The organism is Prevotella sp. FD3004, assembly GCF_000746155.1.
In the GTDB taxonomy this organism is placed as follows: domain Bacteria; phylum Bacteroidota; class Bacteroidia; order Bacteroidales; family Bacteroidaceae; genus Prevotella.
Map to the genome: position 1 here is coordinate 121367 of NZ_JQKR01000012.1, position 13292 is coordinate 134658.

Consider the following 13292-nt stretch of genomic DNA (forward strand, 5'->3'; position numbering starts at 1 on the left):
AAATTATAAACTAATGAAAAGAGTATTTATTACATTATTACTTTTGTCTGCGACTATTGGTATAGAAGCACAGCACAATCACAATAGGTGGTCCTTGATTCCTCGAATAGGTATAAACTCGTCAAAGACAACAGACAATCAGTATTGGGTAGTCATTCCCGAGATAACAGAAGAAGAAATGGCTAAAGTACGAGATACGGATAAAAAAGCAGGAATTGTTGTTGGACTTGATGCGGATTACATGATCACTAAATGGTTGGGGGGCACTCTTGGAGTGACTTATTCAAACGAAGGTTTTAAGAAATACAACGTAACCCAGAACCTGAATTACCTAAATATATCTGTATTGGCAAACATCTACACCTTCAAGGGATTAGCCTTGAAAAGTGGCATACAATACGGTATTCTGCTTGGCGCCCGAAACGATGTTGAATATTCAGAAAAGATAAGAACCTTAGTTGGTTATGACTTAAATGATAATAAAAGGGACTATCGCAATGAGAACTGGTCTATTCCCATCGCCATCAGCTATGAGTATAAAAACATTGTTCTTGACTTGCGTTATAACATCGGCATAAAGAATATATACGGTTATAAAGTTGACGATGACTATAAAACCAAGTCGCTATGGCTGACGTTAGGATATAGATTAAAGATGTAATATGATATTTTGCTAAAGAATCTTAATCTTTTATGCTGATAGTGCAGTATTTTGCACTTTCTGCAGTATATATAACAGAGCAGTACATATATAATAGAATTGAGTCTTTAGTTAATTAGTAGTAACATAAGTAGAATAATTTTCCCCATGACAGAACACGTTGATTATTAATTTTAGAGCATGTGCCATCCTGAAGAAAATAGGATGGCACTTTTTTGCTGTCCATAGAGCCCAGACCTAACCCATTCGCTGGGAATGCCTTTGCAGAAAGGACATTGGGCGGGTTAGGTGTGTGGAAAAGAGGTAACCCAGACCTAACCTACACCTAACCCAACACCTAACCCTTTAGGCCGACTTCAGCGGAACGGCCTTATAGCTGACAACGTTCTTTGGAGCCGTGTGTTCGTAACCCAGCTCTTTCATCGCCATACCGATATGTACTTTCGTGCTGTGATCGCTCTTTACTGAGGGATATTCACGCTGAATGAGTTTCAGCATCTGACCGCTGCTCAGACCCTTTACCACCTCTCCCTCCTCGGGCTTGCGAAAACATGCCTGGATAATCTCTGCTATATCCTTCTGTTCTACATAGTTCTCATTCAGCTGCTGAATGCGGGCCACCTCGTCGTTGTTGAACCAGTAGGGAGCTCTCATCTCACGCAGTTCGTAGAGCACCTGAGCATAGAGCTGCTTATAGTCTATCTCGCCCGTGTTGTCGATATACTGTCCCTTGGGAATGGTAAGACAGATATAACGGCGACTGCCTGTGGCGTCTGACAGCGGATGGGGATTGTTGGTCGTTGCTACAAACGAGGCAAAACGAGGGCGGTCGTCCTGCGAGCAGCCATAGATGGGGCGCCCGTTCACCTTACTCTTTGAAAGTGTCTGCTTCAAGGCGGCATGCTGACTGGGGCGGATGGCTTCGAGCTCATCGAGGTTCACCAGCAGATTGTTTGTCAGCGCCATCTCCTTGTCGAACTTATTCGAGAGGTTCAGATGGTCCAGAAAATACTGACGAAGCTCAGGAGGCAGCATACGCACCACAAAAGTGGTCTTTCCGCATCCCTGGGCGCCAATCAGCGTAGGCACGCACTCATTGCCGTGAAGCGTATCCATCTGCAGCCAATGGGCTACAGCAGCACGCAACCAGATGGACAGGTAGTTAAGATGCTCTGTGCTGATACCAGGAAGGCGACTGAAGAGCTTTGCCACATGGTTCTGTCCATCCCATGCGGGCAGACGATCGAAGAAGTCCTGAATAGGATTGAACTCAGCCACCTCCTCAGAGTGCACAAACTCCATGATTTCCGTTTTGGGAGAGCCCTTCTCTATCACATGTTCGCGCTTGGCACGGATGATGATGCTGTTAAGGGCCTCTTGCGACAGAGGACGGTAGTTGAAATTTTTAAGGTCAACAGAGGATACTGCCGAGTCAGCATCAGTAGCCTCAGCAGGTAGTTTTGTAAACTCTATCTTTCCGTTCAACACGTTGCGGCGGAAGAGATAGTTGTCATGAAGAAACTGCTCAATCATGAGCGTAGCTTCGCTTGAGGCATGGAGTGCCTCGCCATTAATAGACAGACTTTTTGACATCTAAAAGATTTAAATCGTTAATACTAAAGTTTAAGTTTTTGCCGCGCTTCTCATAGCGTGCTTTCAATGTGCAAAGATACAAAATTTTTTTGTGTTTTGCAAGTTTTTCCCCCAATTATTCTATACTTTTTGCGACTTTTTTTCAAAGTGATTAGGTGTCGGGTTAGGTGTAGGTTAGGTCTGGGTTACCTCTTTTCCACACACCTAACCCGCTCAACGTCCTTTCTGCAAAGGCATTCCCTGCGAATGGGTTAGGTCTTGGCTTCAAAACAGAAAATTTATGCATTTTTGTTAGGATACTGATAACGGGTAGTTTGGACGTACCTAACGAGGAGGTTGTTACGTCCAAACTACCCGTTAGGTACGTCCAAACTCCATGACTTATAGGATGAAGTCAGACAATGCATGATTATACAGATCGTGCATAAACTTACGCTTTGCGGAAAGTGACGATGGTGTTACCGTTGAACTGCTGAGAGCTGGCGACGATGGCGTTGGCGGGGATGTGTGGAGCACGGGTGCCATCGGTGACAGTCATCTGCGTGTTGGTCTCCACACGAATCTCGTCCCAAAGGCCCTGAACCAGGAAGTTGCGGAGCGTCTGAGCACCACCCTCGACAATGAGTGACTGGATGTTGTGGGCATGCAGGCTCTCAAGATTCAGCGGATGGGCATGATCGACCACAAGCCGCTTTGGATTGGGACCACACCACTCACGCACCGTCAGTTGAGGGTGGTCGCGCTCTTCAGTGACACGCCCCACGAGGATGGCATCCTCCTCAGCACGCAGCTTATGAGAGAGCATCTTCGTAAAAGCATTGGAAATCTGAACGGGCTGGCAGTGATCGTCGATGAAGCCATTGGCCGTCTGCGCCCATTTCAGAATGATATAGGGGCGGTTTTCACGATGGAATGTGAAGAAACGACGATTCAGCGCCTTACATGCCTCTTCGAGCACGCCCACCTCGACCTCGATACCTGCCTCGCGGAGCTTACGGATGCCTCGACCCTGAACTTCAGCGAATTCATCGATGCATCCCACCACCACACGGCGCACACCTTTTCTGATAATCAGGTCGGCACAAGGGGGTGTCTTACCATAATGCGAACAGGGTTCGAGCGACACATAGATGGTGGCCTCGCTCAGCAATGCCTCATCCTCAGGGCGCACAGAAGCGAAAGCATTCACTTCGGCATGGCCCTCGCCACAGCGGACATGGTAGCCCTCGCCGATGATACGTCCGTCGGCACTTACGATGACTGCCCCCACCATGGGGTTGGGTTTGGCGTTCTGCTGTCCGTTCTTGGCCAGCTGTATGCAGCGTTGCATGAATTTCTCGTCGTCTATCATTATATTATCGTTTTTTTTATTTAATTTTGCAGGCGCAATGAGTTACGAAGAACTGTGGCACAGACTGACGCCCTTGTATGAGGCTGGCGAGGCAAAAGCCGTCGCCCGCTGGGTGCTTGACGTGCGCTTCGGTTTATCGATGGCCGATATTCTTTGCGGCAAAGTTACTGATTTATCCGTAAACGACCAAGCAGAACTGGAAAAAATGATGCTGCGACTGGAAAAAGGCGAGCCCGTGCAATACGTAGTGGGTACGGCCGACTTCTACGGACGACAGTTTCATGTAGAGCCAGGCGTGCTGGTGCCAAGACCTGAAACGGCAGAACTCTGCGAGTGGATACTGACGCAGAAAAGTCGTCCCTCTGCACTGCTCGACATCGGCACAGGCAGCGGATGCATCGCTATCACGCTGGCCCTGGAGATGCCAGAGACAAAGGTCTCAGCATGGGACATCTCTGACGCGGCTCTCGGCATAGCCCAGGGTAATGCCAAGACACTGGAAGCTGACGTGTGTTTTGAGAAGCAAGACGCCCTGAGCCCGCCAAGCGACAGCAGACGTTGGGACGTGATTGTGAGCAATCCCCCTTATATCAAGCCTCAGGAGCGCGATGGAATGGCGGAAAACGTACTGAACCATGAGCCCGAAGTGGCGCTCTTCGCACCAGAAGAGAACCCCATCATCTTCTACCAGCGCATTGGCGACTATGCATGGAAGAGCCTCACCTCTGGCGGACTGCTCTTCTACGAGTTGAACCCTCTGACGGCCAATGAGGTGAGCACTTACCTGAGCCGTCTGGGCTTCGAGGAGATAGAGATTCGCCAAGATCTGTTTGGCAAACAACGCATGCTTAAAGCTAAGAAGAGATGAAAAAGGAAATGACAGAACAGGAGGCCTACCTGAGGCTCGCAGCCCTCTGCGCCCAGGCAGAACACTGCGAACAGGAGATGCGCGACAAGATGAGGCGCTGGGGACTGGACGAAGCGGCGCAGGACAAAGTGGTGGAACGCCTGACGAAAGAACGCTATATTGACGAAGAACGCTACGCACGGGCCTTTGTGAAAGACAAGATACGCTACAACAAATGGGGGCGACGCAAGGTGCAGCAGGCACTATGGATGAAACACATCAGCGACGATATCCAACAACAAGTGCTCGATGAAATCGATGAAAAAGAATATCTTGACGTGCTTCGACCATTATTGAAACAGAAACGGAAAAGCATCAAGGCGAAGAGCGACTACGAACTGAACCAGAAACTGGTGCGCTTTGCCCTGAGCCGAGGCTTCGGCTTCGACATCATCCGCCAGTGTCTGGACGTAAACAAAGACGATTTCGACGAGGATCTTGACGATGAAACCGATTAGTTTCTGGCGGCGACTGCTCGACTTGATAGCACCAAGGACATGCATGGTGTGCGGTCATAGGCTGACACCTACCGAGGAGGTGATATGTGCCAGATGTAACTTCCACTTGCCACGGACAGGCTTTCTTCGCGACGCCTGCGGAAACGAGATGGCACGCCTTTTCTGGGCACAGATACCCATAGAGCGGGCTGCAGCCCTCTTTTACTACGAGCCTCAGGCCGAGACTGCTCGCATCATCTATACGCTGAAATACGATCACCACCCAGAATCGGGCGTTGTCATGGGGCGCATGATGGCCCAGGAGCTGAATGCATCGGGATTCTTCGATGGAATCGACGCTATTGTGCCCATACCTCTTGCCAGGAAAAGGTTGCGCCAGCGTGGCTATAACCAGAGCATGGAGATAGCCAAAGGGGTGAGCGCCGTCACCAGACTGCCCATCATCAGCAATGCCGTGAAGCGTACCGCGTTTGAAGGCAGTCAGACAAGTAAGGGGTTCTGGGGGCGGAAGGAAAATGTAGAGAAGGCTTTCCAACTCGTTAACGGTAAAGACATTAAGAACAAACACCTGCTAATCATCGACGACGTAGTGACCACCGGAGCCACCGTCATGGCTTGCAGCAAGGAACTGACAAAGGCCGGTGGCGTGAAAGTGAGCGTCTTAGCGCTCTGTTTCGCAAAATCTTAGATTTTTTACATTTTTACCTTTTTACCTTTCTACCTTTTTACTTTTTTTTGTATCTTTGCACCCAAATTATTTAATAGGTATGGACATTAAGAATCAATTAGCAAGAAAACTGATGGATATCAAGGCCATCAAGTTACAGCCAAACGACCCGTTCACATGGGCTTCGGGCTGGAAGTCACCCATCTACACCGACAACCGTAAGACATTGTCGTTTACCGACTTGCGCTCTTTCGTGAAGTTGGAGTTGTGTCACGCCATTCAGGAGAATTTTCCCGAGGCCGACGCCGTTGCTGGCGTTGCGACAGGTGCCATTGCCCAAGGCGCATTGGTAGCCGACCAGCTTGGACTGCCATTCAGCTATGTCCGTCCGAAGCCGAAAGATCACGGCATGGGCAACCAGATTGAAGGCGAGATTAAGAAAGGTGCTAAGGTGGTGGTAGTAGAAGACCTCATCTCTACTGGCGGCAGTTCGCTGAAGGCCGTGGCCGCCCTGCGTGACTATGGCGTCGAGGTGGTTGGCATGGTGGCTTCGTTCACCTATGGTTTCCCCGTTGCCGAGAAGGCTTTCGAGGAGGCAGGCGTAAAACTCATCACCCTGACCGACTATGAGCACGTGGTGGAAGAGGCTGCCAAGACCGGATATATCAAGAACGAGGAGAAGGCCGTACTCGCCGAGTGGCGCAAGAGTCCTGATACCTGGAAGCAGTAATTTTCAATCTTCAATATAAGTTATGGGATTATTCGGAAGTGAGAGCAAGTTTGAGAGTAGCGTGAAGCAGATACCCTACCCTCAGCAGGCCGTATACGACAATATCAGCAATCTGAACAACCTCGAGAAGGTGCGCGACCGCATTCCCGAGGATAAGGTGAGCGACTTCAGCTTCGACCAGGACACCGTAAGTCTGCAGGTTCCGCCCGTAGGCGAGTTGAAACTCCGCATCTGTGAGCGCGAGGAGCCCAAGTGCGTGAAGTTCGAGACCGTACAGTCGCCCGTCCCCTTCAACGTATGGGTTCAGGTGCTCCCCGTCGATGAGGACAACTCGAAGATGAAGGTAACGGTGAAGGCCGAGCTGAACCCATTTATCAAGAGCATGGTAGAGAAGCCCCTTCAGGAGGGTGTCGAGAAGATTGCCGACGCCTTGGCACAGGTACACTACGTGTAAGGTAAAAAGATAAGAAACAAAAAAGGTAAAAAGGGTAAAGATGAAACTCTGGGAAAAGAATTTCGAGATTAACAAGGAGATTGAGCGTTTCACCGTTGGACGCGACCGTGAGATGGATCTCTATCTGGCTAAGTACGACGTGCTCGGTTCGATGGCACACATCACGATGCTCGAGAGTATCGGACTGCTGGAGAAAGAGGAGCTGACACAGTTGCTGGCCGAGTTGAAGAACATCTACCAACTCTGTGAACGCGGTGAGTTCGCGATTGAAGACGATGTGGAGGATGTTCACTCTCAGGTGGAGATGCTGCTCACCCGTAAACTCGGCGACATGGGCAAGAAGATTCACTCTGGCCGCAGTCGTAACGATCAGGTGCTGGTTGACTTGAAACTCTTTACCCGTCACGAGCTGAAGGATATTGCCGACGAGGTGAAGATCCTCTTCGACGAGCTCATCCAGAAGAGTAATCAGTATAAGGATGTGCTGATGCCTGGCTATACCCATCTGCAGATAGCCATGCCGTCGAGCTTCGGCCTGTGGTTTGGCGCCTACGCAGAGAGTCTGACAGACGATATGCTCTTCCTTCAGGCAGCCTACAAGATGACCAACCGCAACCCGCTGGGATCGGCTGCCGGCTATGGCTCAAGTTTCCCCCTGAATCGTACGATGACTACGGAGCTGCTAGGCTTCGACTCGATGGACTATAACGTGGTGTATGCCCAGATGGGGCGCGGAAAGATGGAGCGCAACGTGGGCTTCGCCATCGCCACCATCGCAGGAACCATCGCCAAGATGGCCTTCGACGCCTGCCTGTTCAACTCGCAGAACTTCTCGTTCGTAAAACTCCCCAAGGAGTGCACAACAGGCTCGTCGATCATGCCCCACAAGAAGAATCCCGATGTCTTCGAGCTCATTCGTGCCAAGTGCAACAAGTTGCAGAGTCTGCCTCAGCAGATCATGCTGATGATGAACAACCTGCCCGTGGGCTACTTCCGCGACCTGCAGATTATCAAAGAGGTGTTCCTGCCCGCCTTTGGCGAACTGAAGGACTGCCTGCAGATGGCCGCCTACATTATTAATAAGATAGAGGTAAACGAGCACATACTCGACAACCCCATGTACGACCCGATGTTCTCGGTAGAGGAGGTGAACCGCCTGGCTGCCAACGGCATGCCTTTCCGCGATGCCTATAAGAAGGTGGGGCTCGACATCGAAGCTGGCACCTTCAAGGCCAGCCACGATATCCACCACACACACGAAGGCTCTATCGGCAATCTCTGCAACGACCAGATTCAGGCGCTGATGCAGCAGACACTCGACGGATTTAACTTCGAACGGATGACAGAGGCTGAACAGGCCCTGCTGAAATAAGCGACCATGCGGAGGAAGCACTGGCTATTAAGTATCTTTATCATGCTACTGGCTGCCTGTAGCGGCGACAGCAGCATCTCGAAGGAATATGTGTGCTACTTCATCTTCAACACTCAATTGCATCCGTTGCCTTGTCATCTGACGGGTATTCTTGGCAACCCCGGCCATTTTGTCAAGGTACAGACCAGCGTTATTCAAGGGGTAAGACACTTGCAGACCACCCGTAATTACGATCATGCTACGGAAGACGTGATACTCAGGAATGAGATTGAGAAGAGCAAGTGTGAACTGGGAGCCAACAACTGTATCATCATCGGCACTAGCAGCTATGACAACCAGCTGGTGGCCTACGACGGGCAGTGTCCCAACTGCCTGAAAGAAAAGGGAGGGACGAACTATCCGCTCACATGGCAACAGAACGGAACCCTGTTGCATTGCGCCAAGTGCGACCGCTCGTATGATGTGAATAACGGCGTTTGCAACAGTTCTGGACGAACGCTCTTAAAATACTATGCCGTTCTGGACGCAAACGGGCTCTTGAGAGCGTGGAATTAGAGACTACCTGCTATTATTTTATTAAATAATGTAGAAAAGTTTGGCTTTTCGGCTTTTTTGAAGTATCTTTGCACTCGGTTTAGCCGTGATGGTGGAATTGGTAGACACGAGGGACTTAAAATCCCTTGACCAGAAATGGTTGTGCGGGTTCGAGTCCCGCTCGCGGCACAATTTTACAGCCGAAGGCAATGTGCCTAAGCGGCGTACCAACACCGCTAGCGGCACTAATACTATAACAATATGCAGAAAAAAAACTACCTACTTATGTCAGCCGCATCACTGATGCTTCTCTCCTCTTGTTCTAAGCTTGGAGCGCTTTCTGCTGACAACTTCACAGTGACCCCTAATCCTTTAGAGACCCAGCAGGGTACAGTACCAGCAACCATCAATGGCCACTTCCCAGAGAAGTACATGAAGAAAAAGGCTGTTGTAACCGTCGTGCCTGAGTTGCGCTACTCTAACGGAACAGTTGTACAAGGCAACACCGCCACCTTCCAAGGTGAGAGTGTGCTTGGTAACGATCAGACCATCTCATACCGCATGGGTGGCAACTACACGATGAAGACCAACTTCGCCTATGCCGACGACAACAAGGCAGAGATGTTCCTCACCTTCGACGCCCGTATCGGCTCTAAGAAGGTTCAGGTTCCAGAGGTGAAGGTGGCCAATGGCATCATCGCCACATCGGAACTGTATAAGCGTACTATCCTGACTTCGCAGGCAGCCATTGCTCCTGATGCCTATCAGCGCATCACGAAGAAGAAGCAGGAGGCTAACATCAAGTTCCTGATTCAGCAGGCTAACCTGCGCAAGAGCGAGCTGAAGAACAACTCTGTACAGGAGTTTGTGAAGATGCTGAAGCAGATTAACAGCGATCATGAGGGATTGAACCTCGACAATGTAGAGGTGTCGGCCTATGCTTCGCCCGATGGTGGTTTCAACATCAACGACAAACTGGCTAACCAGCGACAGAAGGTTTCTGAGCAGTATGTGAATCAGGAACTGAAGAAGATCAAGATGAAGGCCCCCGTCGACGCAAAATACACAGCTCAGGACTGGGAGGGCTTCCAGGAACTGGTAAAGGCCAGCAACATCCAGGATAAGGACATTATCCTGCGTGTGCTCTCTATGTATAAGGATCCGCAGGAGCGCGAACAGCAGATCAGAAACATCTCTTCTGCCTTCCGCGAACTGGCTGACGGCATTCTGCCCGAACTGCGCCGTGCCCGTCTGACAATCAATTACGAGACCATCGGACGCAGCGACGAGCAGATCTTAGAACAGATGGCTGCCGACCCCAAGAAGCTGAGCATCGAGGAACTGCTCTATGGCGCCACCCTGAAGGAGACAAGTGCCGAAAAGGAGAAGGTATACCAGTTGGCTGCTCAGATCTATCCTAACGACAGCCGCGCCTTCAACAACCTTGCCACACTGGAATATGCCAAGGGCAACTACGATGCTGCCAAGCAGTATCTGGAGAAAGCAAAGGGACTGCCCGAGGCTAACGCAAACCTGGGACTGCTGGCTCTGAAGAACGGCGACATTGCCGCTGCCGAGCAGCTGATTGCCAGCGCTACCGGTGCCAACGGTCTGGCAGAGGTGATGGGTAACCTGAATCTGGCCAAGGGCAACTACGCCCAGGCAGAGCAGGATTTTGCCGACATCTACACCAACAGCGCGGCTCTGGCCCAGATTCTCAACAAGGACTATGTGTCGGCTGCCGTGACGCTGAAGTACGTCAAGAACCCTGACGCAACAACAGAGTATCTGAAAGCGCTGATGAATGCCCGTATGGGAAACGCGGCCGATGCGAACGAAGCACTTCAGAATGCTATCAGCAAAGACCCGACGTTTGCAAAATATGCAGCCAACGACATTGAGTTGGAAAAGATAAGAAAATAAAAAAAAAGGAAGGTAAAATGGCAAAAAGCGTAATACGGACTATCTTATCATGGGGTGGAAAGGTCTTACCTTTTTGCCTTTTTACCTTTTTACTGTTAAGTTGTGGCGGCGACAAAGGAAAGTTCAAGATAGAGGGCAGTTTCCGTGGTATGAACCAGGGAGAGCTGTATATCTATGACATGAGCGGTGCACATAAGCTGGACACGATTGGTCTGGCCAGAGGAGAGTTCAACTACCAGGTGGCACTCGACGAACCGGCAACCTTTGTCATCGTATTCCCCAACTTCTCTGAACTGCCTGTATTCGCGGAGCCTGGAGCTACCATCAAGATCAGTGGTGACGCCACCCATCTGAAAGAAACAGAAATCAAAGGCACAAAGACCAACAAGGAGATGACGGCCTTCCGTCTGCAAACAAGCAATATGACGCCACCTGAATACAACCAGGCGGTGGTTCAGTATATCAAGGAGCATCCCACCTCTCCTATCAGTCTCTATCTGCTTAACAGGAACTTTATCCAAACGGAGGTACCAGACTTCCGACAGGCACGAGAACTGACGGAGATAATGAGTCAGGCCATGCCCGACAACAAGCAGATAGCATCGCTCGCAGAACAGCTTTCAGGACTGCAATCGCTGAAAGACGGAGAGAAAATGCCCCATTTCAACGCAACAGACATCAATGGCAAGCACGTTTCTCTGGCAGACATGAACGCCAAGGTGAATGTCATTATGCTCTGGGCCTCATGGAACTATGAAAGTGTGAACCTGCTGAACCAGATTCACAGAATGACGACACACTATGGTGAGAACCTGAAAGTGATTACTGTCAGCATTGATGCGAATATCAAGGACTGCCGACGCATTGCAGAACGCGACTCCCTGAAATGGAGTACTGTCTGCGACGGACTTATGTGGGAGTCGCCCATGATCAGGAAAACAGGGCTCTCGTATCTGCCCGACAACGTAGTCTTCGACAGTCAAGGCAAGATACTCGGACACTCCCTGAACTACCAGGAACTGGTAAGAAAACTAGACGAGAACATCAGATAATAATTAATAACCGCTCATAAACCTGTTACCACCAATACTATGCTTGTAAAGACATTCTGTGCAGCCGTCATGGGGCTGGAAGCTACGACAATCACCATCGAAGTCAATATGACAAGGGGCGTCATGTTCCACTTGTCGGGTTTGGCAGACACAGCTGTCAAAGAAAGCTATGACCGCATTCGTGCGGCTATGACCAACATAGGTTTCAAGCCACCTACAGCCGACCTGACCGTTAACCTCAGTCCTGCGGATATCCGCAAAGAAGGCTGTGGCTACGACCTGCCTTTGGCTATCGGCATTCTGGCTGCACACGGGAAAGTGAGCGACAGTCTGTTGTCGGACTACATGATGATAGGAGAACTGGGACTGGACGGAAAGCTGAAGCCTGTGAGCGGTGCGCTCTCTGTGGCCATCCGTGCCAGGAAGGAGAAGTTCAAGGGATTGTTCGTGCCAAAAGAAAATGCCCGCGAGGCCGCCGTTGTGAACAATCTCGACGTCTATGGCGTGGATAATCTGTGCGACGTGATTAGTTTTCTGAACGGTAGCGACCAATACGAGCCAACCTTCGTTGACACCCGTAAGGAGTTCTACGAACAACAATATGCCTGCGACCTGGATTTTGCCGACGTCAAAGGACAGGAGAGTGTGAAACGAGCCCTGGAGGTTGCTGCCGCCGGCGGTCATAACCTCATCATGATAGGTGCGCCTGGCAGTGGAAAATCGATGATGGCCAAACGCCTGCCTGGCATCCTGCCCCCACTCTCGCTGGCAGAGAGTTTAGAAACAACGCAGATTCACTCTGTGGCTGGAAAGCTGAGCAGCGGTACATCACTCATCTCTCAAAGACCTTTCCGCAGTCCACACCACACCGTCTCGCAGGTTGCTATGACTGGAGGTGGAAACAGAGCTTTGCCTGGTGAGGTGTCTATGGCCCACAATGGGGTGCTCTTCCTCGATGAACTGCCAGAGTTCTCAAAATCGACTCTCGAAGTGCTGCGTCAGCCACTTGAAGACCGGAAAATCACCATCAGCCGCGCTAAGTACACGGTGGAATATCCGTGTTCTTTCATGTTCGTTGCATCGATGAATCCCTGTCCCTGCGGTTATTATGGCGACCCGACCCATCACTGCGTCTGTTCGCCAGGTCAGATAAGCCGTTATCTCTCCAAGATCAGCGGTCCGCTGCTCGACCGTATAGACATACACTGTGAAGTGAGTGTTGTACCATTCAAACAACTGTCGCAGATGCAGCCAGGAGAGCCAAGTGCTGTTATCAGGGAACGAGTCATCAAAGCCCGACAGATACAGGAACAGCGCTTTCGCGGTTTCAAGGGTGTCTACTGTAATGCACAGATGACGGAACGAATGATACACCAATTTGCCGAGCCTGACAATGCCAGTCTTGACATGCTTCGAATGGCCATGGAACGGCTGAGCCTCAGCGCTCGTGCATATAGTCGCATTCTCAAGGTGGCCCGCACCATTGCAGATCTTGAAGGCACAGAAAAGGTGCAGAGCCATCATATTGCCGAGGCCATCGGCTACAGGAACCTGGATCGTGGCGACTGGGCAGAAAGAGGTTTTTAATAC

The 13292-nt window shown here is 50.5% G+C and carries 13 protein-coding genes and 1 tRNA gene; 12 read left to right on the plus strand and 2 right to left on the minus strand.

The window, feature by feature from the left end:
* Window positions 1–13: 13 nt before the first annotated feature.
* Window positions 14–661 carry a porin family protein gene (locus T325_RS04010; protein ID WP_036910628.1) on the plus strand — a complete coding sequence of 216 codons (648 nt, stop codon included), beginning with the start codon at window positions 14–16 and terminating at the stop codon, window positions 659–661.
* Window positions 662–1006: 345 nt separating this feature from the next.
* On the opposite strand, the gene T325_RS04015 is transcribed toward T325_RS04010, so the two are convergent.
* Both T325_RS04015 and ribD read right to left on the minus strand, forming a co-directional pair.
* Window positions 1007–2254, minus strand: a complete 1248-nt coding sequence (locus T325_RS04015; protein WP_036910630.1) for a VapE domain-containing protein — start codon at window positions 2252–2254, stop codon at window positions 1007–1009.
* A gap of 430 nt (window positions 2255–2684) precedes the next feature.
* A complete protein-coding gene (gene ribD, locus T325_RS04020; protein ID WP_036910631.1) occupies window positions 2685–3605 on the minus strand; it encodes a bifunctional diaminohydroxyphosphoribosylaminopyrimidine deaminase/5-amino-6-(5-phosphoribosylamino)uracil reductase RibD in 921 nt (306 codons plus the stop codon).
* A 37-nt stretch (window positions 3606–3642) separates the two neighbouring features.
* On the opposite strand from ribD, the gene prmC reads away from it, so the two are divergent.
* The 11 genes from prmC to T325_RS04075 all read left to right on the plus strand — a co-directional run bounded on the left by prmC (window position 3643) and on the right by T325_RS04075 (window position 13289).
* The gene (gene prmC / locus T325_RS04025; protein ID WP_036910634.1) at window positions 3643–4473 is read left to right on the plus strand and encodes a peptide chain release factor N(5)-glutamine methyltransferase; all 831 of its coding nucleotides are present in this window, start codon (window positions 3643–3645) and stop codon (window positions 4471–4473) included.
* On the plus strand, window positions 4470–4970 hold the full coding sequence (locus T325_RS04030; protein WP_036910636.1) for a regulatory protein RecX: 501 nt from the start codon (window positions 4470–4472) through the stop codon (window positions 4968–4970). The genes prmC and T325_RS04030 overlap by 4 nt, the downstream gene beginning before the upstream one ends.
* The gene (locus tag T325_RS04035) at window positions 4957–5658 is read left to right on the plus strand and encodes a ComF family protein (RefSeq protein ID WP_036910638.1); all 702 of its coding nucleotides are present in this window, start codon (window positions 4957–4959) and stop codon (window positions 5656–5658) included. The genes T325_RS04030 and T325_RS04035 overlap by 14 nt, the downstream gene beginning before the upstream one ends.
* A 79-nt stretch (window positions 5659–5737) precedes the next feature.
* Window positions 5738–6367: an orotate phosphoribosyltransferase gene (gene pyrE, locus T325_RS04040; protein WP_036910640.1), complete on the plus strand. Its 630-nt coding sequence runs from the start codon at window positions 5738–5740 to the stop codon at window positions 6365–6367.
* Between the two features lie 22 nt (window positions 6368–6389).
* A complete protein-coding gene (locus T325_RS04045) occupies window positions 6390–6821 on the plus strand; it encodes an SRPBCC family protein (RefSeq protein ID WP_036910641.1) in 432 nt (143 codons plus the stop codon).
* 40 nt (window positions 6822–6861) lie between these two features.
* Window positions 6862–8193 carry an argininosuccinate lyase gene (gene argH, locus T325_RS04050; protein WP_036910642.1) on the plus strand — a complete coding sequence of 444 codons (1332 nt, stop codon included), beginning with the start codon at window positions 6862–6864 and terminating at the stop codon, window positions 8191–8193.
* 6 nt (window positions 8194–8199) lie between these two features.
* On the plus strand, window positions 8200–8748 hold the full coding sequence (locus T325_RS12320; protein WP_156097631.1) for a hypothetical protein: 549 nt from the start codon (window positions 8200–8202) through the stop codon (window positions 8746–8748).
* 82 nt (window positions 8749–8830) lie between these two features.
* Window positions 8831–8916: transfer RNA gene (locus T325_RS04060), tRNA-Leu, on the plus strand.
* Between the two features lie 72 nt (window positions 8917–8988).
* Window positions 8989–10650, plus strand: a complete 1662-nt coding sequence (locus T325_RS04065; protein ID WP_036910643.1) for a tetratricopeptide repeat protein — start codon at window positions 8989–8991, stop codon at window positions 10648–10650.
* 17 nt (window positions 10651–10667) lie between these two features.
* Window positions 10668–11702 carry a DUF4369 domain-containing protein gene (locus tag T325_RS04070; RefSeq protein ID WP_051949689.1) on the plus strand — a complete coding sequence of 345 codons (1035 nt, stop codon included), beginning with the start codon at window positions 10668–10670 and terminating at the stop codon, window positions 11700–11702.
* A gap of 39 nt (window positions 11703–11741) precedes the next feature.
* A complete protein-coding gene (locus T325_RS04075; protein ID WP_036910644.1) occupies window positions 11742–13289 on the plus strand; it encodes a YifB family Mg chelatase-like AAA ATPase in 1548 nt (515 codons plus the stop codon).
* Window positions 13290–13292 lie beyond the last annotated feature (3 nt).